24 protein-coding genes and 1 riboswitch are annotated in these 22801 nt (G+C 65.0%); of the genes, 13 read left to right on the top strand and 11 right to left on the bottom strand.

What is annotated here, in order from left to right; all coding sequences use genetic code 11:
• Positions 1-4 precede the first annotated feature (4 nt).
• Positions 5-222, bottom strand: a riboswitch (cobalamin riboswitch).
• A 154-nt stretch (positions 223-376) separates the two neighbouring features.
• Positions 377-2236: a DUF3413 domain-containing protein gene (locus H4I92_RS09030; RefSeq protein ID WP_077530269.1), complete on the top strand. Its 1860-nt coding sequence runs from the start codon at positions 377-379 to the stop codon at positions 2234-2236.
• Here the strand turns inward: H4I92_RS09030 and cobD are convergent.
• Genes cobD through H4I92_RS09010 form a run of 4 tightly spaced genes read right to left on the bottom strand, consistent with a single transcriptional unit; the run spans position 2227 to position 5199 of the window.
• Positions 2227-3240 (bottom strand): threonine-phosphate decarboxylase CobD, encoded by a 1014-nt coding sequence (gene cobD / locus H4I92_RS09025; protein ID WP_077530268.1) that lies wholly within the window; start codon positions 3238-3240, stop codon positions 2227-2229. The genes H4I92_RS09030 and cobD overlap by 10 nt on opposite strands.
• Positions 3241-4176: an adenosylcobinamide-phosphate synthase CbiB gene (gene cbiB, locus H4I92_RS09020; RefSeq protein WP_077530267.1), complete on the bottom strand. Its 936-nt coding sequence runs from the start codon at positions 4174-4176 to the stop codon at positions 3241-3243.
• Positions 4176-4490 (bottom strand): AzlD family protein, encoded by a 315-nt coding sequence (locus tag H4I92_RS09015; RefSeq protein WP_218668187.1) that lies wholly within the window; start codon positions 4488-4490, stop codon positions 4176-4178. The genes cbiB and H4I92_RS09015 overlap by 1 nt, the downstream gene beginning before the upstream one ends.
• Positions 4477-5199, bottom strand: a complete 723-nt coding sequence (locus tag H4I92_RS09010) for an AzlC family ABC transporter permease (RefSeq protein WP_077531718.1) — start codon at positions 5197-5199, stop codon at positions 4477-4479. Before H4I92_RS09010 ends, H4I92_RS09015 begins: the two co-directional genes overlap by 14 nt.
• A gap of 133 nt (positions 5200-5332) precedes the next feature.
• Between H4I92_RS09010 and cobT the strand changes: the two genes are divergently transcribed.
• Together cobT and H4I92_RS09000 are read left to right on the top strand one after the other, a co-directional pair.
• Complete coding sequence (cobT, locus tag H4I92_RS09005) at positions 5333-6379, top strand: nicotinate-nucleotide--dimethylbenzimidazole phosphoribosyltransferase (RefSeq protein ID WP_077530266.1); 1047 nt, start codon at positions 5333-5335, stop codon at positions 6377-6379.
• A complete protein-coding gene (locus H4I92_RS09000; protein ID WP_077530265.1) occupies positions 6372-7004 on the top strand; it encodes a histidine phosphatase family protein in 633 nt (210 codons plus the stop codon). The genes cobT and H4I92_RS09000 overlap by 8 nt, the downstream gene beginning before the upstream one ends.
• On the opposite strand, the gene cobU is transcribed toward H4I92_RS09000, so the two are convergent.
• Genes cobU through H4I92_RS08975 form a run of 5 tightly spaced genes read right to left on the bottom strand, consistent with a single transcriptional unit; the run spans position 6967 to position 11294 of the window.
• On the bottom strand, positions 6967-7509 hold the full coding sequence (cobU, locus tag H4I92_RS08995) for a bifunctional adenosylcobinamide kinase/adenosylcobinamide-phosphate guanylyltransferase (protein ID WP_077530264.1): 543 nt from the start codon (positions 7507-7509) through the stop codon (positions 6967-6969). The two genes, H4I92_RS09000 and cobU, sit on opposite strands and share 38 nt — an antisense overlap.
• Positions 7506-8294: an ABC transporter ATP-binding protein gene (locus H4I92_RS08990; RefSeq protein ID WP_077530263.1), complete on the bottom strand. Its 789-nt coding sequence runs from the start codon at positions 8292-8294 to the stop codon at positions 7506-7508. The genes cobU and H4I92_RS08990 overlap by 4 nt, the downstream gene beginning before the upstream one ends.
• Positions 8294-9121 carry a FecCD family ABC transporter permease gene (locus H4I92_RS08985; RefSeq protein WP_077530262.1) on the bottom strand — a complete coding sequence of 276 codons (828 nt, stop codon included), beginning with the start codon at positions 9119-9121 and terminating at the stop codon, positions 8294-8296. The genes H4I92_RS08990 and H4I92_RS08985 overlap by 1 nt, the downstream gene beginning before the upstream one ends.
• Positions 9114-10238, bottom strand: coding sequence for a PilT/PilU family type 4a pilus ATPase (locus H4I92_RS08980; protein ID WP_077530261.1), 1125 nt, complete (start codon positions 10236-10238; stop codon positions 9114-9116). The genes H4I92_RS08985 and H4I92_RS08980 overlap by 8 nt, the downstream gene beginning before the upstream one ends.
• A gap of 21 nt (positions 10239-10259) precedes the next feature.
• Positions 10260-11294, bottom strand: coding sequence for a type IV pilus twitching motility protein PilT (locus H4I92_RS08975; protein WP_077530260.1), 1035 nt, complete (start codon positions 11292-11294; stop codon positions 10260-10262).
• A gap of 340 nt (positions 11295-11634) precedes the next feature.
• On the opposite strand from H4I92_RS08975, the gene H4I92_RS08970 reads away from it, so the two are divergent.
• The 10 genes from H4I92_RS08970 (at position 11635) to H4I92_RS08925 (ending at position 20554) form a co-directional block, all read left to right on the top strand.
• Positions 11635-12339 carry a YggS family pyridoxal phosphate-dependent enzyme gene (locus tag H4I92_RS08970; protein ID WP_077530259.1) on the top strand — a complete coding sequence of 235 codons (705 nt, stop codon included), beginning with the start codon at positions 11635-11637 and terminating at the stop codon, positions 12337-12339.
• A complete protein-coding gene (gene proC / locus H4I92_RS08965; RefSeq protein ID WP_077530258.1) occupies positions 12339-13181 on the top strand; it encodes a pyrroline-5-carboxylate reductase in 843 nt (280 codons plus the stop codon). Before H4I92_RS08970 ends, proC begins: the two co-directional genes overlap by 1 nt.
• 192 nt (positions 13182-13373) lie before the next feature.
• A complete protein-coding gene (locus H4I92_RS08960) occupies positions 13374-13934 on the top strand; it encodes a YggT family protein (RefSeq protein ID WP_077530257.1) in 561 nt (186 codons plus the stop codon).
• A 121-nt stretch (positions 13935-14055) separates the two neighbouring features.
• Positions 14056-15990: a dynamin family protein gene (locus H4I92_RS08955; RefSeq protein WP_179105670.1), complete on the top strand. Its 1935-nt coding sequence runs from the start codon at positions 14056-14058 to the stop codon at positions 15988-15990.
• Positions 15991-16058: 68 nt separating this feature from the next.
• Positions 16059-17216, top strand: a complete 1158-nt coding sequence (metX, locus tag H4I92_RS08950; RefSeq protein WP_077530255.1) for a homoserine O-succinyltransferase MetX — start codon at positions 16059-16061, stop codon at positions 17214-17216.
• Positions 17206-17799: a methionine biosynthesis protein MetW gene (metW, locus tag H4I92_RS08945; protein WP_077530254.1), complete on the top strand. Its 594-nt coding sequence runs from the start codon at positions 17206-17208 to the stop codon at positions 17797-17799. Before metX ends, metW begins: the two co-directional genes overlap by 11 nt.
• Positions 17800-17811: 12 nt before the next feature.
• Positions 17812-18264 (top strand): DUF4426 domain-containing protein, encoded by a 453-nt coding sequence (locus tag H4I92_RS08940; RefSeq protein WP_077530253.1) that lies wholly within the window; start codon positions 17812-17814, stop codon positions 18262-18264.
• Complete coding sequence (rdgB, locus tag H4I92_RS08935; protein WP_218668267.1) at positions 18254-18862, top strand: RdgB/HAM1 family non-canonical purine NTP pyrophosphatase; 609 nt, start codon at positions 18254-18256, stop codon at positions 18860-18862. Before H4I92_RS08940 ends, rdgB begins: the two co-directional genes overlap by 11 nt.
• Positions 18846-20006 (top strand): radical SAM family heme chaperone HemW, encoded by a 1161-nt coding sequence (gene hemW, locus H4I92_RS08930; protein WP_245800867.1) that lies wholly within the window; start codon positions 18846-18848, stop codon positions 20004-20006. The genes rdgB and hemW overlap by 17 nt, the downstream gene beginning before the upstream one ends.
• Positions 20003-20554, top strand: coding sequence for a hypothetical protein (locus tag H4I92_RS08925; RefSeq protein ID WP_077530251.1), 552 nt, complete (start codon positions 20003-20005; stop codon positions 20552-20554). Before hemW ends, H4I92_RS08925 begins: the two co-directional genes overlap by 4 nt.
• Here H4I92_RS08925 and trmB read toward each other — a convergent pair.
• Positions 20548-21252, bottom strand: a complete 705-nt coding sequence (gene trmB, locus H4I92_RS08920; protein ID WP_077530250.1) for a tRNA (guanosine(46)-N7)-methyltransferase TrmB — start codon at positions 21250-21252, stop codon at positions 20548-20550. The genes H4I92_RS08925 and trmB overlap by 7 nt on opposite strands.
• A 32-nt stretch (positions 21253-21284) precedes the next feature.
• Complete coding sequence (locus H4I92_RS08915) at positions 21285-22796, bottom strand: YifB family Mg chelatase-like AAA ATPase (protein ID WP_077530249.1); 1512 nt, start codon at positions 22794-22796, stop codon at positions 21285-21287.
• Positions 22797-22801 lie beyond the last annotated feature (5 nt).

The following is a 22801-nucleotide window of genomic DNA, read 5'->3' as shown; positions in this document are numbered from 1 at the left end:
CAACGCATGGCGTTCCCTTCAGGCCGGTCTACGGGCTGATGAGCGAATGCCCATGGCATCCTCAGCGACCGCCTTCCCATGCTTCTCCGGCACAGTGGCGTGATGGCCGCCTTTGACTCAATCACCGTTGCGGGGGCAGCGCCGGATTCGCTGCTTCACGCAGCTCACCGGCTTCCCGTTTCATCCCTGCCGTGCAGGGACACCTGAAAGCGAAACGAACCGTAGCAAGGCCCCATCAGCAGGTCAACTCGGGCAGAGACAGTAATGATCGGGGTAAGCGCAGGGAAACTACGGATACAGCGGCAATTGGGCGGAACAGCAACTGCCGCTATCATGAAGAGTCCTTCGATAAACCCAACGTATTGCGAGAGGGCATTTGCAGAACACTCAACTCAAAGGTCTCGGCCAGAGACTGAACTGGACCGGCTGGTTCCTGCTCATCAATGGTGCGCTTGCTCTTCTGGTAGGACTGCGCTACCTGCCATGGATCAACATCCCGGATGGGACTACTGGCACCTATGTAACCCTTCTCTACCTGGCACAGTTCCCGCTGCTGGCCCTGGTGGCAGGCCTTCCCCTGCTGGTGATCGGCCTGATTCCCAGCCGGAAGCTGCTGATTACCCTGGGGGCACTCTACGCCACCAGTGCGCTGGGGCTGCTGCTGATCGACACCGTGACCTACGCCCAGTTCCGCTTCCATCTTTCCGGCTTTGTGCTGGATATGGCCCTCAAGGGCGGCACCCAGGTCTTCTCCTTCCCGTGGCAGATGTGGGCCATGGCCGGTGGCACAGCGCTCGGCCTGCTCCTGCTGGAGCTTGTCATCGGGACCCTACTGGCAAGGCGCCGCCCCCGTGGCCGCTGGCTCGCTCTTGGCATTGCCGCCGTCTTCGCCGGTCAGCTGACGGTCCACAGCTGGCATGCCTGGGCCGATGCCAACCACGACAGCCGGATCACCTCCACAAGCCGGGCTGTACCGCTCTATTACGGCGCCACCGCCAAGCGCTTTATGGAAAAGAACGGGCTTGTGGATCCGGAAGCGGTGCAGAAGAGCAGTGCCACAGGCGCGCTTTCAACCAACAATGGCGGTGGGCAGTTGGACTACCCGACACAGCCCCTATCCTGTGAGTCGCCGGCCCAGCGGCCCAATATACTGATCATTGCAATCGACGGAGCCCGTGGTGACATGGTCGATTCACGCTGGATGCCCAATATCGAGGCCTTTGCCGGCAACAGCATCCAGTTCACTAACCATTACGCCAACGGCAATGCCACGAAACCCGGCATCTTCACGCTCTTCTATTCCCTGCCGGGAGGCTACTGGGATGCCTTCACCAGCGAGAAACGCCCGCCTGTCATGATCACCCGCATGCAGGAGCTGGATTACGAGCTGAAGATCCTGGGCTCCGCCCCGCTGATCAGCCCGGCCTTCAACAAGAACGTCTTTGCCTCTGTCGCGGATCTGAGGCTCGAAACCCCTGGCGACAAGCCGTGGGACCGGGATATCCGCATTACCGAGGATTGGCTGGCGTTTACCGAACAGCGCAGCAATTCCGGGAACAGCGACCCCTTCTTCGGATTCCTGTTCTACGACACCCCGCACAACCACCGGGTTCCGGAGGATTACCCGGTAAAATTCAAGCCCTATTGGGACCCCGTGAACAAGCTCGCCCTGGGGCCGGATTTCAACCCGGAGCTGATGCGCAACAACTACAAGTCCACCCTGCACTTCGTGGACAACCAGATTGGGCGTGTACTCTCGGACCTCAGGGAGCGGGAGCTGCTCGCGTCCACCATTGTCATGATCACTGGAGACCATGGCCAGGAGTTCAATGAGTACGGGAAGAACTACTGGGGCCACGGCAGCAACTTCGGCCAGTACCAGCTGCATGTGCCGATGATTGTCCACTGGCCCGGGCGCGGCGACGGAACCATCGATTACCGCACGGAGAACTTCGATGTGGCCCCCACTTTCATGGGGCAGGCCCTGGGATGCGGGGCTACCGATCCGGAGCAATACGCCACCGGCAACGGCCTCTTTCAGCGCCGGCAGCGGGACTGGAGCATCGCACACAGCTACATGGATTACGCCGTACTGCTGGACGACCATCACATCGTCCAGCACGCCTCAGGCCACGTCGAGACCCTGAATAACGACCTTGAGCCGGCACCGGCGTTTACTCCTGAGCCCGCCATCGTGCAGTCCGTGCTCAGGGAAATGTCCCGGTTCTACCGGTAGTCGCCCCGCCCCCCGGAAATTCCGGCCAGGGCCTGCTCAAGGTGCTGCCACTCGGCTTCGGGGCCGGGCAGACCAAAGCGCAGTGCCGGGGGGGAGTCGAACACGCGCACCAGTACCGCCTGTTCCGCCAGGGCATCCGCCACACGGCGGGCATCGTCGTGGGGGCAATACATGAACAAAGGGGTGCCCCCCCGGGGCGCAAGGCCGGCCTCAAGGAGCATTCCGGAAAGACGCTGGCTGTCGGCCCTGAGGCGCTCGGCCGCCGCCTGCTGCCACTCAGTATCCGCCAGCGCCCGCTGCATCAGGTACCGGGCCGGATGACTGACAGCCCAGGGGCCAAGCGTCTCGCCAAGCTGGTCGCAGAGTCCGTTGGGACCAAACACGAGCCCCGCCCTCAGGCCCGCCAGCCCGAAGAACTTGCCCAGTGACCGGTAGACCACCAGCCCGGGTCGCCCTGTCTCCGGAACCAGGCTCTGCTCCGGCTCCGCATCAATAAAGGCTTCATCCACCACGAGCCAGCCACCGTGCCCCGCCAGGCGCTCGTGGCCTGCCAGCAGACGGTTCGCCGTGACCGTTTCGCCCGTGGGGTTGTTGGGATTGATCCAGACCAGGGCGTCCAGTCCGGAAAGGGCTTCATCCGAAGGGAAAGCGCTGAAGGGCACCACCTCATGCCCGGCGGCCCGCCAACCCTCGGCATGTTCCACGTAGGCCGGCTCCGGCACCCCGATGCGCCCGGGGGCGCGTAAACGGGGAAGCGCCTGTATCGCCGCCTGGGTCCCCGCCACGGGAAGGCAGCCCGCGCGCTCCGGTGCGCCGGCCCAGCGCCGGGCAAGTGCCGGCAGGCCGTCGTCGTCTTCCGGGAGGCGCTGCCAGACCTCAACCGGCAGCTCGGGAACAGGCCAGGGACGGGGATTGATGCCAGTGGAGAGATCCAGCCACTGCTCGAGCGGAATTCCCCAATCCCGCGCCGCCTGGTTCAGGCGACCACCGTGTGTTGCCACCACTTACAGCACCCCCCAATCCGGGACGTTCATCAGTACCGTTATGACGGCCGCGGCAAGCATCCAGAGCACGATACTTCGCTGAATCAGCGTGATCGCCGCAGGAATCGTCAGGGCATCGGGGTCTTCTCCATGGCCCAGCAGCGGCCGTTCACGCCAGCCGTCGTGATACGGCGCGCGCCCGCCAAGCTGCACACCCAGCGCGCCCGCGCCGGCTGCCATCACAGGGCCGGCGTTGGGACTTTCCCACGCCCGCGCCTGGGTTTTCCAGCATCTCAGCGCCATCCGCGTCCGGCCCGCGAGCGCGTACCCCAGCGCGGTCAGCCGGGCGGGAATCCAGTTCAGGACATCATCCAGCCGGGCCGCTACACGCCCGAATCGATTGAACCGCTCCGACCGATAGCCCCACATGGCATCCAGTGTATTCACGGCCCGATGCAGCAGCAGCCCTGGAAGGCCGGCCACCAGAAACCAGAAAAGGCTCGCGAAGATCGCGTCCGCACCATTTTCCAGAAGGGATTCCGTCGCGGCGGTAGCGGTACCGGTTTCATCCAGCGCGCGGGTGTCCCGGCTGACCATCATCCCTACCCGCTCACGGGCGGTCTCCGGGTCATAATTCATCAGTGGCTGGTAAACCGCCATGCCATGTTCCGCCAGACTGCTGTAGCCGATACAGAGCCAGAGAAGGATCACGGCCGCGATCAGCCCATAGGGCGACGGCAGCGCCACCGCCACCAGGGCAACGCCGATCACCGGCAGCACCAGCAGGGCCACGGCCAGCCCGCCGGCCAGGATGCCGCCCCGACCGCGGGGATTCAGCGCGGCCTCCACGCGGTCCGCGCACCAGCCCAAGCCGACCAGTGGGTGCCAACGGCGGGGTTCCCCCACCAGAAAATCCAGAACAAGGGCAAGCAGGCAGGTCAGAAGCGCCCACGCCATCACAGGAACTGCCGCACCAGCGCCGCCGCCATGAAACCTGCCCCGATGGCCGGCAGGGAGCGCCCCGTGGCGACCATGATGACCGCCGTGGTCAGCAGCGCCGCCTTGGCACCCAGATCCCCGGCAAAGGCCATGGGCACAACGATGGCGATCAACACGGAGCTTGCCATGGCGTTGATGAAGCTCTCCACCCGGCGGTTGAGCGGCACCCTTTCCATGAGGAAGGCGCCCCCGAAACGGGTGCCCAGAGTTACCAGCGCCATGACAAGGATGATGGCCAGGATGCCAAGGGTCGTAGTTTCAATACCGATCATGCGAGGGCTCCAGCCAGAAGAGACCCACCACACCGCCAGCCAGGGCCCCTACAATCACGTGGGTATGCGGCGGCAGCCACTGCCAGGCGAGGACGGCCGAGACGCCCGCCACTGTCCATGCCAGCAGGATCCGGCGCGATTTCGGGCCGCCCAACGCCATGGTCAGCAGGAAGCACCCCAGCACCATGTCCAGCCCGAAGGCTTCCGGGTTCTGCACGAAACCACCGAAATAGCTTCCGAACAGCGTACCGGCCACCCAGGCCATCCAGAGCACCAGGCCACCGCCAAGAATGGCCTCGAGGTTCTCGCGACCGGCCTGGTACTGCTGGAAGGAGCGGGCCCAGTTGGCATCGGTGAGCACAAGCAGTATGCCGTAACGCCGCGCTGGCGGCAGCTTGCGCAGCACCGGGTAAAGGGCTGCGCCCATCAGGATATGGCGGGAGTTGATGGCTAGCACAATGGCGATCAACGGGATCAGCGAAACCTCCTGCCCCCAGAGCCCCAGCGAGGCGAACTGAGCGGCGCCGGCAAAGACGGTGACGCTCATCAGGCCCGCCTGCCAGGGCGTCAGCCCGGCCTGCCCCGCCGCCAGGCCAAAGGCGATGCCGAAGATCACCACGAACACCGCAATGGGCAGCAGCTGAAGGAACTCGGCTCTGACCTGGTCGGGCTTCAGCCGATAGATGTCGGTAGTCACATCAGAAGCCATGGAGGGGCCCGGGAATTGGATCAAAGGGAAAGGAATTCTATAGCCCAGCCCGCCGCCGGTAAAGGCGGCCACCCTGGCACTTGCGGTTCCTTCGGAGTAAGGTGCACCCATTTCACCAATGCGGTACCAAGCCATGACTGATCCCTTCTGGCAGCAGCCCCTTCCGCACCCTTCCCGCGCCCACCACGACAGGGCCGTGGCGCGCCAGCAGCAGTTGACCAAGCCCCCCGGGTCCCTGGGGCAGCTGGAGGCGCTGGCCTGCCACCTCTGTGCGCAGCAGAACCGCGACCGGCCCGCCGTGGACCGGGTGCACATTGCCGTCTTTGCCGGGGATCACGGCATTGCGGCGGATGGGGTCTCCGCCTTCCCCCAGGAGGTCACGGCGCAGATGGTGGCGAACTTTGCCGCCGGCGGAGCTGCCATCAGCGTACTGGCGCGCCAGCTCGGGGCCACCCTGGAGGTCATCAACATGGGCGTGGCCCACCCACTGCCGGACGACCGGGGGGTCATCAACGAATGGATAGCCCCGGGCACCCGCAATCTCATGCAGGAAACGGCGATGAGCGTGGAGCAGCTGGAGCAGGCCCTGGAGGCCGGTGACCGTGCGGCGGGACGCGCCTCGGAGGCCGGAGCGGAACTGTTCATTGGCGGTGACATGGGCATTGGCAACACCACCAGCGCCTCGGCACTGGCCAGTCTGTTGCTCGGGACCCGGGTGGAGGAACTGGTGGGCCCGGGCACCGGGCTGGATGAGCTGGGCGTGGCCCGCAAGGCCCGCCGCATCCGCGCTGCCCTGCAACGCCACGGCAGCGACACGGATCCCTTCAACGCCCTCGCCTCCCTCGGCGGTTTTGAGATTGCCGCGCTTGCCGGCGCCATGATCGGCTCGGCCCACCGTGGCATCCCGGTCCTGGTGGATGGCTTCATCGTCACCGCCGCCGCCCTGGTGGCCACGCACCTGAGCCCGAACCTGATGCAGTGGCTGCATTTCTCCCACCAGTCCCGGGAGCCGGGCCACCGCACCATGCTCGAGGCCATGGGTGCAACGGCGGTGCTGGACCTGGACATGCGACTGGGTGAAGGCAGCGGTGCCGCCGTGGCCGTTCCAGTGCTACGCTCTGCCTGTGCGCTGCACAATGAAATGGCAACCTTCACGGAGGCGGGAGTAACCGATGGCTGACAGCCCCGAGCGACCGGGCACCTTTTTCGACCTGATCCGGCACGGTGAACCTGAGGGTGGCCGCAAGTACCGGGGCCTGATTGATGACCCCCTGAGTGACCAGGGCTGGCAGCAGATGCAGGCCCAGGTCTTCGAATCGGACCAATGGGATGCGGTGCTGACCTCACCCCTGAAGCGCTGCGCCGATTTCGCCGCGTCCGTGGTTGAAGCCAGGGAGCTCCCCCTCTACGAGGAGCGCGACCTTCAGGAGATGAGCTTTGGCGACTGGGACGGCCACACGCCGGAAGCGATTGCCCGGGAAACTCCGGATGCCCTCAAGGCGTTCTGGCGGGATCCGGTCAACTGCCCGCCCCCTGGCGGCGAAAACATCGCGGCTTTCTACCAGCGGGTGGAAGGCGCCATGTTGCACTGGCGGGAACAGCTTGAAGGCCAGCGCACCCTGCTGGTCTGCCATGGTGGGGTGATCCGCATGATCCTGGCTATGGCCATGGCCACGCCGCTGGAACATGCCATGGGTGCTGTCTCCGTACCCTTTGCCTGCCGCAGCCGGATCCGGATGGACCGGATCACGGAAACCAGCGAATGGCTCAGCTGCCTGATTGCCCACCACCCCGGGAACCCTTGAGCACCTGCGGCAGCCCGGCCACCGACAGCACCACCTGATTGCAACGCTGCGCCAGCGCCTGGTTGAGCCAGCCCAGTTCGTCGCAGAAGCGGCGGGTCAGCGCGTCCATGCCGATCACACCCAGCCCCACCTCATTGCTGACGATCACCAGTGGGCCGGGGTAGCGTTCCAGCTGGTCCAGGAAGGCCTCGCGCTCGCGTTCCAGTGCGCCTTCCTCTTCACCCAGAAGATTGCCAAGCCACAGGCTCATGCAGTCAATCAGCAGGCAGGGCGCCTCTTCCCGGTGTCTTGCCAGGACGCCGCCCAGCGCCACCGGCTCCTCATCCAGCCCCCAGTCATCAGGGCGCCGCTGCTGGTGGCGGGCGATGCGATCGACCATTTCGCCGTCGCCGGCGGTGGCCGTGGCCACGTACACCACAGGCGGGCCGCTGGTGGCCGCCTCGGCTTCGGCCAGGGCGCTCTTGCCTGAGCGGATGCCGCCCAGAATCAGTGTCTGGTTGCTCATCGTCGATTCCGTTTGCGGTGGCCCAGGGGCACCCAGAAGGGCGTCTCTTCCGAGCCGACTTCTTTTAGAGGGACCCCGTAGAGGTGTTCCAGCCGGTCCTCGGTCAGCAGTTCCGCCGTCTTCCCGGCCTCCCAGGTGCCATCAGCGTACAGCATCAGCAGCCGATCCGCGTACTGGCTGGCAAGGTTCACATCGTGCAGCGAGACCATGATCAGCCGCCCGTCGTCCGCATACTCCCGGAAGCGGTCCATCAGGGCCACTTCGTGGCGCACGTCCAGGTGGTTGACCGGCTCATCCAGCAGCAGGGCACCCGGCTCCTGGGCCAGCAGGGTGGCGATCGCCACACGGCGCTGTTCGCCTCCGGAGACCTGGTCCGCCCGCAGCTCGGCGAACGCCAGCAGGCCGGTCTCCTCCAGGGCACGCTCAACCGCCGCGTGATCTTCCCGGCGCAGCGGCCGCCATGGCGGGCGGTGGGCGTAGCGCCCAGCGCTGACCGTCTCGCGCACGGAATAGGGAAAAGCCACATCCTGGTGCTGGAGCAGCAGACCCAGCCGGCGAGCCAGGACCTTGCGCGGCATGCGCCCCAGGTTCACACCATCCACCGCCACCTGCCCGGCGAGCGGCGGTAACAGCCCGGCCAGTGTCGCCATGAGCGTGCTCTTGCCGGAGCCGTTCTCGCCAAGGACTGCCCAGAACTCCCCGGAGCGGGCCTCCAGGGTCACCGCTTCGGTGAGCGCCCGGCCGCGATGCCCGAATGCAAGCTGGTCCAGCTGCAGTGATGCCATCAGCCACCGATCCTTGTTCGCTGCAGCATATAGAGGAACACAGGAATGCCCACAATGGCCGAGAGGATGCCCACCGGGATCGAGGCCGGAAGCAGTGGCAGGCCGGCGATGACATTGAGACCGGTCAGATAGATGCCGCCCACCAGAACCGAGAACGGCAGCAGTATGCGGTGGCGCGCGCCCACGCGGAGCCTGACCAGGTGCGGGACCACCAGACCAACGAAACCGATGGGCCCGGCGAGGGTCACCGCCAGCGCCGTCAGCACCGCCGCCAGCACGTAGCACACCAGGCGCACCCGGTGCACTTCCACGCCCAGCACAGCGGCCTGTTCATCGCCACGCACCAACAGGTCAAGCGCCGGGGCCATGACCCAGCCGGCCACCAGTGCCAGCCCCAGGGCGATCAGTCCCCACCAGGGGGAGATGGAGCGGTTCAGGTCGCCCATCAGCCAGTAGAGCATGTCGTGCACGGAGGCGCTGGATTCCAGTGCCAGCAGGAAGCTGATGACGGTGCTCCAGCCGGCGGCCATCACCACCCCGGTCAGCAGCAGCCGTTCCCGGGGCACCCGGGCATCACCGCCGCCCACCAGAAAGACCACCGCCAGGGAGAAGAGACTCGTCACCAGCGCGAAACCGGAGATCCACCACCCGCCCAGCCCGAGCAGCATGCAGACCAGGCCGGCACTGGCGGCGCCGCCGGATACACCCAGCACATAGGGCTCCGCCAGGGGTGTGCGCAGCAGCACCTGCATGAGCACGCCGGCCATGGCCAGCATGCCCCCAACGGCAAACCCGGTGAGCAGCTCCGCCAGCAGGGCGTTACCCATCGTCCTGGATGGAGAGCTTGTCCACCGAGCTGGACAGTTCGTCAGCGGTGGCGGCGTCGGCCCCGAGCTTGATCATCAGGCGCAGGTCGTTGGCGGAGTCCGCGTGCGCCAGAGCATCCTTGTAGGTGATCCGGCCGTCGGCATAGTGGTGGTACAGCGCCTGGTCGAAGGTCTGCATGCCTGACTCGCCGGATTTGGTCATCAGGTCCTTGAGCTTGTCCACCTCGCCCTTGCGAATCATGTCCTGGGCCAGCGGTGTATTGATCAGCACCTCGATCGCCGCGACCCGGCCGTTGCCGTCGGGCGTGGGGATGAGTTGCTGGGCCACGATGGCCTTGAGATTGAGCGACAGGTCCATCCAGATCTGGTTGTGCACTTCCGGCGAGAAGAAGTTGATGATCCGGTCCAGCGCCTGGTTGGCATTGTTGGCGTGCAGGGTGGCCAGGCAGAGGTGGCCGGTTTCGGCGAAGGTGACGGCGTACTCCATGGTCTTGGCGGTGCGCACCTCACCGATCAGGATCACATCCGGCGCCTGGCGCAGGGTGTTCTTGAGCGCGGTCTCGAACGAGTCGGTATCCACCCCCACCTCGCGCTGGGTCACGATGCACCCGCGGTGCTGGTGGATGAACTCGATCGGGTCCTCCACCGAGACGATGTGCCCCCGGCTGTTCTGGTTGCGGTGCCCGAGCATCGCCGCCAGCGAGGTGGACTTACCGGTGCCGGTGGCGCCCACGAAGATGATCAGGCCTCGCTTGGTCATTGCCAGCTCGCTGATGGTATCGGGCAGACCGAGGTCATCGAGCTGGGGAATCTCGGTCTCGATCCGGCGCAGCACCATGCCGCAGAGGTTGCGCTGGAAGAAGGCACTGACACGGAAGCGCCCGATCCCCCGGGCGCTGAGCGCGTAGTTGCATTCGTTGTTCTCGTCGAATTCCCGCGCCTGTTTGTCCGTCATTGAGCCGTACACCAGCTCACGGGTTTTCTCCGGCGTCAGCGGTTCCTTGGTGACCGGCACGATGCGCCCATTGATCTTGACGCTGGGTGGCACACCGGTGGTGATGAACAGGTCCGAGCCGTTTTTATCGACCACAACCTTGAGCAGTTTCTCGAGTTCCATGACCGTATTCCCCGCCCCTTATCAGAAATTGTCCGGCATCTTGGCCTTGGCCTGGGCCTCCTCGCGGGAGATAGTACCCTTCTGCAGCAGGTTCTTCAGATGCTGGTCCAGGGTCTGCATGCCCAGTTGACCGCCTGTCTGGATGGCGGAGTACATCTGCGCCACCTTGTCTTCGCGGATCAGGTTCCGGATCGCCGAGTTGCCGATCATGATCTCGTGCGCGGCAACCCGGCCGCCACCGTTTTTCTTCAGCAGTGCCTGGGAGACCACCGCCTGCAGGGACTCCGACAGCATCGAGCGTACCATGGCCTTTTCCTCCGCCGGGAAGACGTCCACGACCCGGTCGATGGTCTTGGCGGCGGAGGTGGTGTGCAGGGTGCCGAACACCAGGTGGCCGGTTTCGGCGGCGGTCAGGGCCAGGCGGATGGTCTCGAGGTCCCGCAGCTCGCCAACCAGGATGATGTCGGGGTCTTCCCGCAGCGCGGAGCGCAGTGATTCGTTGAAACCCAGTGTATCCCGGTGCACTTCCCGCTGGTTCATCAGGCATTTCTTGGAGTCGTGCACGAATTCGATGGGGTCCTCGATGGTGAGGATGTGGTCGTACCGGGTCTCGTTGATGTAGTCGATCATCGCGGCCAACGTGGTGGACTTACCGGAGCCGGTGGGGCCGGTCACCAGCACCAGGCCGCGCGGGTTGGAGGAGATGTCCTTGAACACTTGGCCCATGCCGAGGTCTTCCATGGTCAGGACCTTGGAGGGGATGGTCCGGAAGACGGCGCCGGAGCCGCGGTTCTGGTTGAAGACGTTGACACGGAAGCGCGCGACGCCGGGCACCTCGAAGGAGAAGTCGGTCTCGAGGAACTCTTCGTAGTCCTTGCGCTGCTTGTCGTTCATGATGTCGTAGATGAGCCGGTGCACTTCCTTGTGCTCCATGGGCGGCAGGTTGATCCTGCGCACGTCGCCGTCCACCCGGATCATGGGGGGCAGGCCGGCGGAGAGGTGGAGGTCGGATGCGCCCTGTTTGGCGGAGAACGCAAGCAGTTCGGTTATATCCATGTACAGCCTCGGTCGTTCTGGAAGCCTCTGACTCCGTGCCTGCTGGGAGGAGGGGAGTGCTTTGCGGGAATCGCTGTAAATACTTTTCAGCTGCGCTATCGTGCTCCGCTGAAAAGTCCAGGGTTTACATCCGTGTAAACCCGTTTGCGCTCAATCGCGCAAACCCCTCTACGCTGCTCTTCCGCCATCTTTGGCTCCAGAGCTTCCCGGAAAGCACTCCCCTCCTCCCAGCTTCAGACCTTATACACGGCGGTCAGGGCAATCTGAATCTGGTCGTAGCTTGGTTTTTACAGGGGCAGACGTTACTTTATGAGCCGTCACATTCCCCCGGGCAGAGCCAATGATCAGCATAGCAGAGAACCTCGAAAAGGCAGCCACGCGCATCCGTTCCGCGGCCGAGGAGGCTGAAAGGGATCCGGCAGGCGTGCAGCTGCTGGCCGTTTCCAAGACCAAGCCGGCGGAACTGCTCCGGGAGGCCGCCGAGGCGGGGCAGAAGGCATTTGGGGAGAACTACATCCAGGAGGCGCTGGACAAGATTGAGGCGCTTTCGGATCTGCCGGATCTGGAGTGGCATTTCATCGGGCCGCTGCAGTCGAACAAGACGCGCCCGGTGGCGGAGCATTTCAGCTGGGTGCACAGCATTGACCGCGCCAAGGTGGCGCGGCGGCTGAGTGAGCAGCGGCCGGCGGGCATGGCGCCGCTGAATCTTTGTATTCAGGTCAATATCGATGATGAACCGACCAAATCCGGCGTGCGTCCGGAGGAGGTTCCGGGGCTGGCGCAGGAGCTGAGTGGGCTTGAAGGGTGCCGGCTGCGGGGGCTGATGGCGATTCCGGATCCGGCCAATCCGGCGGCGGTGCAGCGTGAGCGGTTCCGCGAGCTGGCTGGTTTGCTGGCTGAGGTAAGGCGCGGCGTGGATAATGGGGCTCTGGACACTCTGTCCATGGGCATGTCCGGCGACCTGGAAGCCGCCATCGCCGAGGGCGCCACCATCGTGCGCCTGGGCACCGCCCTTTTCGGACCCCGCGACTACGAGGCTCAGTAATGCAACAGGACCCGCAGCAACCCGCCATTTCGTTCATAGGCGCCGGCAATATGGCCCGCGCCATCCTGGGTGGCCTGGTCGCCAATGGCTATGATCCCTCGCGCATCTGGGCCAGCGCGCCGGAGGACAAACACCTCCAGAGCCTGCGCAACGACTTCGGCATCTACACCACCACGGATAACCGCCACTGCGCCAGCCAGGCGGACATCCTGATCCTGGCGGTCAAACCCCAGATCATGGCCGAGGCCTGCCAGGATATTGCCAGCGTGGTCCAGAACACCCGCCCGCTCGCCGTCTCCATCGCCGCCGGCCTGGATTCAGAAACCATCAGCAACTGGCTCGGCGGTGATGTGCCCATGGTCCGCTGCATGCCCAACACGCCGTCCCTGGTCGGCAAGGGCGCGACCGCGCTCTATGCGACGGACGGCGTGTCCAAGGAACAGCGCGACACCGTGACGGATATCTTCAGCAGCATCGGGCTGGCCGTCTGGCTCGAGCAGGAAGAAGAGATGCATGCTGTCACCGCTCTCTCCGGCAGCGGCCCGGCCTACTGCTACCTGCTGGTGGAGTCCATGGAAGCGGCGGCCATCGACGCCGGCGTACATCCTGAGACCGCCCGCCAGCTCGCCATCCAGACCATGGCGGGGGCAGCGGAGATGTGCTCCCGGGGCGACGAAGCGCCGGACCAGCTGCGGCGCAACGTCATGTCCCCCGGCGGCACCACGGAACAGGCGGTGGATGCCCTCGAGAAAGGCGGCCTGAGGGACATCGTGAAAAAGGCGTTCAATGCGGCGAAGACGCGTTCGGCGGAGCTGTCGGAGCAGTTGAAAAAAGCTTTATAATCCAAGCCACTTAACACGTTGCCAACGGGGTGGCCGGGAGTTCTGTCCGGGAAACGCTGTAAATACATCCCTGTACGCTGCTCTTCCGCCATCCATGGCTCCAGAGCTTCCCGGACAGAACTCCCGGCCACCCCTTTTCAGACCACGCGAAAGCCTCCGGGCCAGAATTCGCTTTAAGGAGCAGAGATACCCATGGGCACCGAAATCCTGGTTTCATCCCTCCAGATGCTCACCACTTTCTACCTGACGCTGCTGATCCTCCGGTTCCTCTTCCAGCTCTGCCAGGTGGATTTCTTCAACCCCATCAGCCAATTCATCGCCAAAGCCACCAACCCGGTTACCGATCCCGTGCGGAAGATGGTGCCGCCGTTCAAGCGCTTTGACGGCGCGTCGCTGATCGTCGCCATCCTGTTCCAGGCCATCATGTACCTGGTCATCCTCAGCCTTGCCGGCTACGCCTTCCAGCCGCTGGCACTGCTGGTCTGGGGGCTGCTCAAGGTAATCAGTCTTGTACTGACCATCTACTTCTTCGCCATCATCGGCATGATCGTGATCAGCTGGCTGGCGCCCGGCAATCCGCACCCCGGCATCCAGATCATCCACCAGATCACCGAGCCCATCATGGCCCCGTTCCGCAACCTGCTGCCGCCCATGGGCGGGCTGGATCTGTCGCCGATTCTGGTCTTCCTGGTGCTGAACATGGTCCAGGTGGTGATGAGCAACCTGCAGCAGGCCGCGGGCATGCCGTTCTGACGGCCACGTATATTCAAACCGAAACATAAAGGCACAGGGGCATTACATGCCCCTCTTCCAGGGACGTTCTATACTTCCGCAAAATCCCGTGAAACGGATTCCGGAAGCTCAGGGGCCTACGATGGCAGATGCAGTTACCCTCACCGATCAGGTTGAGTCCTACCACAGCTGGAAAAAGGAACTGGTCCGGAACATCACACGCTACCGGCGCTGGCTCCAGTTCAACGAGCTGCTCGAGGAGGACATCGAGCGCCACCTCCAGCGCAGCATCCGCCTGCTGGTGGAGGATGAGCTGACCATCGCCTTCGTGGGTGAGTATTCCCGGGGTAAGACCGAGCTGATCAATGCCCTTTTCCTGACCGGTCACGGTCAGCGGCTGCTGCCCTCGGAAGCCGGGCGCACCACGATGTGTCCCACCGAGCTGTTCTTTGACCGCCACGCGCGCACCAGCTACCTGATGCTGCTGCCCATCGGGACCCGGAACGGGCCCATGTCACTGCAGCAGCTGCGTCATGAACCGGGCGCCTGGGAGACCGTGGCACTTGACCCGAACGACACCGCTGCCATGGCGAACACCCTTGCCCGGGTGGCCGAGACGCGCAGTGTCCCGCGCGCCGAAGCGGCGGATCTGGGCTTCAACGATGCCATGCTGGACGCCTCCTCGGATGACCCCCACCAGGTACTCATTCCCGCCTGGCGCCATGCCATGATCAGCCTGCAGCATCCGGTCCTGGAGCGTGGACTGCGGATTCTGGACACCCCGGGCCTCAACGCCCTGGGTTCGGAGCCGGAGCTGACCGTCTCCATGCTGCCCTCGGCCCAGGCGGTGGTCTTCCTGCTGGCAGCGGATGCCGGCGTCACCGCCAGCGACATGACGATCTGGCGTGAACACATCGACACCCGGGATGCCGACCACCGTGCCGGGCGTTTCGCGATCCTCAACAAGATCGATGTCCTCTGGGATGACCCGTCCGGCAATGACCACACCGGCACTGCCATCAAGCGTGTGCGCGAGACCACTGCCCGTCAGCTCGGGCTCGGCATGGAGGACGTGCTGCCTGTCTCCGCCAAACAGGGCCTTCTGGGGCGAATCCGTGACGACGATGCTCTGCGCCGCAAGAGCGGCCTGGCGCAGCTGGAGGAACTGGTCAGTGAACGCATTCTCGGCCGCCGGGAACAGCTGATCAGCGGCGAGCTGGTCAGCGACCTGCGCTCCATGATCCGCGACAACCAGGCGGATCTGGAAAACCAGCAGGCATCACTGGATGCGGAACTCGAGCTTCTGGAGGCCCAGGGCACCGACCGGCAGGAAATCTCCGAGCTGGCGGAGAAAACCCGGCACGACTATGACTTCTTCAACCGTCGGCTGATCACCCTGAAATCCAGCCGGCGCCTCATGGCGTCCCAGGGCGATATACTGCGACGGATCCTCAACCCCGAGCGGTTTGAGCAGCACGTCGAACGCACCCGCCAGCGCCTTGAGGGCAGCTGGACCACCCCGGGGCTGGCCAGTGCCATGAACGCCCTTTTCGAAGTTCTCGAGAACGACTTCAATAACCTGATGGCGGAAGGCCGCCGCGCCGAAAAGATGGTGGAGTCCATTTACCGTCGTCATACGAACAGCGGGAATGAGCGGCCCCTGGAACCGGTACCGCTGCGCCTGGGCCGGCACCTGATTGCCCTGCGTGACCTGCGCAGCCGAGCGGACCGCTTCCGCCGGGACCCGCGCTCACTGCTGACCCAGCAGAACCGGCTGATCCAGCAGTTCCTGGCCACCATTGTCACTGAGGCCCGCCAGATCATCCACCGCACCATGCAGGACATTGACCGCTGGCCAGGCGAGGCCCTCATGCCCTTGCTGCAGCACACCCAACAGCAGAAACAGCGTCTTGAGACCCAGTTCCGGCGGCTTCGCCATATCGTGGACGACGAGAAGGAACTGAAGGCCGAAGCGGACAAACTGCGACAGCAGCGCGGCACCCTGGAGCAGCAGCTGCGCGTGGCGCGCAAACTGGAGGCAGGTATTGCGCCACCGCCCGGGGCACAGTTGCCTTAGGGCTGACCCCTCGATACACTGCCCGACCTGACCGGAACCGTCCATCACCGAAGGATCCTTTCGCATTCATGGCTGCTGAATCCCAGGCCGCCGACTCGGTGGGCATTGTCGAACCACAGAGGCTGCACTTCCCGGAGCCCATCCGGCTGGAGTCCGGCCATACCCTGCCGGAATTCAATCTGGTATTCGAGACCTATGGCACCCTGAACGCGGATGCCAGCAACGCGGTGCTCATCTGTCACGCCCTGAGCGGCCACCATCACGCCGCCGGCTATCATTCCCGTGAAGACCGCAAACCCGGCTGGTGGGATGCCTGCATCGGCCCCGGCAAACCCATCGACACCAACAAATTCTTCGTGGTGTGCCCCAACAACCTCGGTGGCTGCCACGGCAGCACCGGCCCAGCGTCCGAGAACCCCGACACAGGCCGTCCCTACGGGCCCGATTTCCCGGTGATCACGGTCCGGGACTGGGTCAAGAGCCAGGCCCGGCTGGCCGACCGTCTCGGCATTGACCAATGGGCCGCGGTCATTGGTGGCTCACTTGGCGGCATGCAGGCACTGGACTGGGCCATCCACTACCCGGAGCGGATCCGCCACGCCGTGGTGATCGCCGCCACGCCCAGGCTCACCGCCCAGAACATCGCCTTCAACGAGGTGGCAAGGCGCGCCATCACCTCGGACCCCGAGTTCCATGAGGGGCGCTACCTGGAAAACGACGCCATTCCCCAGCGTGGACTGATGCTCGCGCGCATGGTCGGTCACATCACCTACCTGTCGGACGTTTCCATGGGCGAGAAGTTCGGCCGGGAGCTGCGCGACCACGCCTATCACTTCGGCTTCGACGTTGAATTCCAGGTGGAGAGCTACCTCCAATACCAGGGGGTGCGCTTTTCCGAGACCTTTGATGCCAACACCTACCTGCTGATGACCCGAGCACTGGACTATTTCGACCCGGCCAGGGAGTTCGGCAACGACCTTACCCGTGCCATGGCCGAAGCCCGCTGCCGCTTCCTGGTGCTCTCGTTCAGTTCCGACTGGCGCTTTGCCCCGGAGCACTCCCAGAAACTGGTCAATGCCATGGTCGATGCCCGGCGTGACGTCAGCTACGCGGAGATCGATTCCGACTGGGGCCATGATGCCTTCCTGGTGCCCAATGAGCGCTACGAGAGCCTGTTCCGGGCCTACATGAACCGGGTGGCAAAGGAGCACGGTGATGCGGGCTGACCTCAAGCTGATCGAACCCTGGGTGGCCCCCGGCTCCCGCGTACTCGACCTGGGCTGTGGTGACGGCACCCTGATGGACTACCTGCAGCGCGAAAAGGGTGTTGTCGGTTACGGGCTGGAGATCAACCCGGAGTACATCGAGGAATGCGTGCGCAAGGGCGTGAACGTGATCGAACAGGACCTGGATGAGGACCGGCTGCACAGCTTCCGGGACCAGACCTTCGACACCGTGATCATGACCCAGGCCCTTCAGGCCGTGCGCCGCCCCGACCGCGCCCTGACGGAAATGCTGCGCCTCGGGCGCGAGGGTGTCGTGACCTTCCCCAACTTCGGCTACTGGCGCCTGCGGCTGCACCAGCTCTGGAACGGGCGCATGCCCATGTCCAGCACGCTGCCGCATACATGGTACAATACGCCCAATATTCACCTGTGCACGGTGCGCGATTTCGAGGCCCTGTGCCAGGAGCACCGGATCCGTATCAAGGATCGGACGGTGGTCGACAACGCCCACCGCTCCCGCTGGTACAACCGGCTCTGGCCCAACCTGCTGGGGCAGATTGCGGTCTATCGCGTCACCCGCTGACGGAGGTCATCCATGGTAAAACGTCTCCTGGCCCTTGCCCTGCTGCTTGCCAGCCCGCTCGCTAATGCGCTACCCGACGAGAACCAGGGCATCACCGAGTTCGACAACTACCGGGTTCACTACTCCGTCATCCCGTCGACATTCCTGGAAAAGAAAGTCGCCCGGGAATATGACCTGACCCGCAGCCGTTCCGTTGGCCTTCTCAATGTCGCGGTCCATAAGACCTCCGGGGACGACGCCCCCAAGCCCATCACGGCCCAGGTCAAGGGCACCTTCACCAATGAGGCCCGCCAGACCAAGGAGCTGTCCTTCCGGCGCGTGCAGGAGGGTGATGCCGTCTATTACCTCGCCCAGTTCCAGTACCGCCAGGGCGAACTCCTGATTTTTGAGCTGGAACCCGCGCCCTACGGAGATGCCAAGACACTGCCGGTGCGTTTCTCCCGGGAGCTCTATGATGACGAGTGATCGGCACTGGGTGCTGGCCAGCAACAACGCCGGCAAGATCGCCGAGTTCAACCGGCTGCTCCAGCCCTGGGGCATCGAGGTCAGCGCCCAGAAGGACCTGGGCGTGGACTCGCCCGAGGAGACCGCCACCACCTTCGTGGAGAATGCGCTGATCAAGGCCCGCCATGCGGCGCGCATCAGCGGCCTTCCGGCACTTGCCGATGACTCCGGGCTGGCGGTGGATGCCCTTGGCGGCGCCCCGGGGGTATATTCCGCCCGCTATGCCGGCGAGCCGGCGGATGATGACGCCAACAACCACAAGCTCCTGGACGCCCTGGCGAACGTGCCGGATGCCGAGCGCGGCGCCCACTTCCATTGCGTACTGGTGCTGATGCGTTCCGCCGAGGATCCGATTCCGGTGATCTGCCACGGCCAGTGGCCCGGCCGGATCGCCCGCGAGACGGCCGGGGGTGACGGCTTCGGCTATGACCCGCTGTTCCTCGTGCCTGAAGAGGGCTGCACTGCCGCCGAACTCCCGGCCGAGCACAAGGCCCGGGTCAGTCACCGCGGCCGAGCCATGGCCGAGCTCAGGGAGCGCCTTGGTGACAGCGTCGCCTGAGGCTTTCACCGCACCGCCACTGACGCTCTATGTGCACACGCCCTGGTGCGTGCGCAAGTGCCCGTACTGCGACTTCAACTCCCACACGGCACCGCAAGTGATCCCGGAGGACGACTACCTCGCCGCCCTGCTAGCGGATCTGGATGCGGACCTGACAACGCCGGAGACACGCCCCGTTGAAGCCATCTTCATCGGCGGCGGCACGCCCTCGCTCATGTCACCGTCCTTCTACGAACGGCTATTCGAGGCCCTGGCACAGCGCCTGGACCTGTCCCGGCTGGACGAGATCACGCTGGAGGCCAACCCCGGCACCGTGGAGGAAGCGCGTTTCACCGGCTTTCGCAACGCGGGCATCAACCGCCTCTCGCTCGGGGTCCAGAGCTTCGACCCGGATCACCTGGAGCGCCTGGGCCGGATCCACGGCGGCGACGATGCCTCGCGTGCGGTGAAAGCGGCCCAGGCCGCGGGCTTCGAGCGCATCAACATCGACCTGATGCACGGCCTCCCGGACCAGACACCGGAACAGGCGGTGACCGACCTGGAGACCGCCCTGGCCTTCGACACCGGCCACATTTCCTGGTACCAGCTCACCATCGAGCCCAACACGGTATTCCACTCGCATCCGCCCACCCTGCCGGACGAGGATACGCTGGCCAGCATTCAGGAAGCGGGCGAGGCCTGCCTGACCGGATACGGGCTGCAGCGCTACGAGGTCTCGGCCTGGTCACGCCCCGGCGAGGCGTGCCGGCACAACCTGAACTACTGGCGCTTCGGAGACTACCTGGCCATCGGCGCCGGCGGCCACGGCAAGCTGACCCACCCGGCTTCGGACCGGATACTGCGCTACTGGAAGACCCGCCGCCCGGAGGACTACCTCAACCGCATCGGCAGCCGCACCGCTGGCCGCCAGGAGCTGGAGCACGAGGACCGCCCACTGGAATTCCTCCTGAACACCTTGCGGCTGAGCGCCGGTGTGCCAATCTCTTCCTTCCCGGAACGAACCGGCCTACCCTTGGAACGCATCCATGATCAACTCGCACAGCTCCGCAGGCGTGGGCTGCTCGTGGCGGATGAACAGCGCCTGGCCGTGACCGACCAGGGCCAGCGCTTTCTGAACGACGTGCTGGAGGCCTTCGTGCCATGAAACTCTTCGGCGTGGAACCCCGACCCTGGTCCCACAGGTTGCGCTGGCTGGCCCTGCTCACCGGCGCGGCCCTGGTGGCGGTGATGCTCACCAACCAGTACCTGGCCACCCCCGAGATCCCCCAGCATGTCATGAGCTATGAGCTGGCGGATGAGCCTGATCGCGCCGAGCAGCTGCACCGCCAGTGGCAGCGCAATCACACCCCCCTGCCGGAGCTCACGCTCTGGGTGGATTTCCTGTTCATCGGGCTCTACGCGGTTTTCCTCGTGGCCCTGGCCAACCACTTCCTGTACGACAGGCCGGGGATCCGGGAGCGCAAGGCGGGGCGCCTGGCCAAGACCCTGCTGGTGATTGGTGCCCTTGGGGATGCGGCGGAGAACGCCTTCCTGATCACCGCCATCCACCAGCCCGAAACCGAACTCTGGCCGCCGCTGGCCACCATCGCCACCCTGGTCAAGTTCACCGGGCTGTTGGTGGGCGGTGCCTGCCTGCTGGTGGTCCGGGCGGCGCGGCGCCAGCCGCTGCAGCCCGGGGACTGGCATCACTGACGCTCGAACAGCATGTCGGCCACGCCGTGGCCGCGCGCCTCGCCACGTTTCTCGAACTTGGTCAACGGCCGGTCCGCCGGTCGTGGCACTGTGGTGCCATCCTGTGACAGGTTGCAGTACCCCGGCGCCTCGTTTATCACCTCCAGGATGTGCTCGGCGTAGGGCTCCCAGTCCGTGGCGATGTGCAGGAGACCGCCGGGGCGGATGTAGCGGTGCAGTGTGGCCACGAAATCCGGTTGGATCAGGCGGCGCTTGTGGTGCTTCTTCTTCGGCCAGGGGTCCGGGAACAGAATCAATGCCCGGTCGAGGGCTGCTTCCGGGATGGCTTCAGTGAGCACGTCCAGCGCATCCGCGCGGTAGAGGCGGATATTATCGAGCCCGCGCGCCTCCATTTCCATCAGCAGCGCGCCACAGCCGGGCTTGTGCACCTCCACGCCGATGAAATCCTGCTCCGGAGCCGCCTCGGCCATTTCAGCCAGAGACTGCCCCATGCCAAAGCCGATTTCCAGGTTCAGCGGTGCATGCCGGCCAAACACCCGCTCCCGGTCAACGGGCCCATCCGCCAGACTGAGCCCGTAGTGTGGCCAGAGTCGATCCCAGGCATTCTGCTGCCCGCGGGTCATACGCCCTGCGCGCAGTACAAAGCTGCGCACGGAGCGTTCCTTGCTGCGGGCCAGGTCGTCGCTGGAATCGGTCATGGGGCCTCCGGCTCTGGGATTTGGGCCACGGATTATCCGGATTCGGCGCCGGACTGCAATCGGTAACCCAGGGCCTCCACCAGCTGCGCCTTTTCCACCCGGTCCGCGCCGGCGAGGTCCGCGATGGTCCGGCTCACCCTCAGCACCCGGTGCAACGCCCGGGCAGACAGCCCCAGCCGGCCCATGGCCTGCTCCAGAAGGGTCTCGCCGTCGCTGTCCAGGGCGCAGGCTTGGTGCAGTGCGTCTCCCGCCAGTTCCGCATTCAGTGCACCACGCTGGTGCTGGACCGTACGCAGCCGGCTGACCCGCTCGCGGACCTCGGCACTGCTGGTCTCCCCTTTCTCGGGGCGGAGCAGTGTGCGCCCGTCCTGGACCGGCACCCCCACGTGCATGTCGAAGCGGTCCATCAGAGGCCCTGACAGGCGGCTCTGGTAACGCAGAATCTGCTGTGCCGAGCACCGGCAGGCGATATCCGGGTGCCCTTCATAGCCACAGGGGCACGGGTTCATGGCCGCGACCACCTGGAACCGGGCCGGAAAGGTAACCCGGGTATTCGCCCTGGAGATGACGATCTCGCCGGATTCCATGGGCTCGCGCAGCACCTCCAGTACCTTGCGGTCGAACTCCGGCAGCTCGTCCAGGAAGAGCACCCCCCGGTGGGCCAGCGAGATCTCGCCGGGGCGGGGGCTACTACCGCCACCTACCAGGGCCACAGCCGAGGCGGTGTGGTGGGGCGCCCGGTAGGGCGGCGTACGCCAGCCCCGCGCCTGGCTGAATGACCCCGCCACCGAGTGCACGGAAGCGACCTCCAGAGCCACCTCCCTCGCCAGCGGTGGCAGCAGCCCCGGCAAGCGGCTCGCGAGCATGCTCTTGCCAGTGCCGGGCGGACCGTGGAAAAGCAGATTGTGGCTACCGGCAGCGGCGATCTCCAGGGCCCGTTTTGGAATATGCTGGCCCTGAACGTCTGACAGGTCCGGCGCGGCGCCCTGCCCCAGATCATCCGCATCACGCGGCGCAATGGCTGGCAAACGCTGTTCGCCTTTAAGGTGGGCACAGACGCTGAGCAGATGATCCGCGGCGAAGGTATCTTCCTGACTGGCAAGGGCCGCTTCGTCGGCATTGCCCGCTGGCACCATAATGGTGCGCTCCAGTCCACGGGCGCCCATCACGGCAGGCAGTATGCCCTCCAATGGACGCAGGCTCCCGTCCAGTGCCAGCTCCCCAAGGAACTCCATCCCGGCTACAGCTTCCGGCTCAACCTGTCCGGACGCGGCCAGGATACCCAGGGCGATGGGCAGATCGAAGCGGCTGCCTTCCTTGGGCAGATCGGCGGGGGCCAGGTTGATGGTGATGCGGCGGGCAGGGAAATCGAACCCGCTGTTGAGCAGGGCACTGCGTACCCGGTCCTTGCTCTCGCGCACGCCGGCCTCGGGCATGCCCACGATGGACAGTGACGGCAGGCCGCCGGACAGGTGGGTTTCAACGGTCACGGCTGGGGCATCCACGCCCACCCTTGCCCGTGTGTGGATCACGGCAAAGCTCATGGCAA

The organism is Vreelandella halophila (assembly GCF_019903425.1).
Classification (GTDB): domain Bacteria; phylum Pseudomonadota; class Gammaproteobacteria; order Pseudomonadales; family Oleiphilaceae; genus Halospina; species Halospina halophila.
This window is presented reverse-complemented; position numbering and strand designations above follow the sequence as displayed.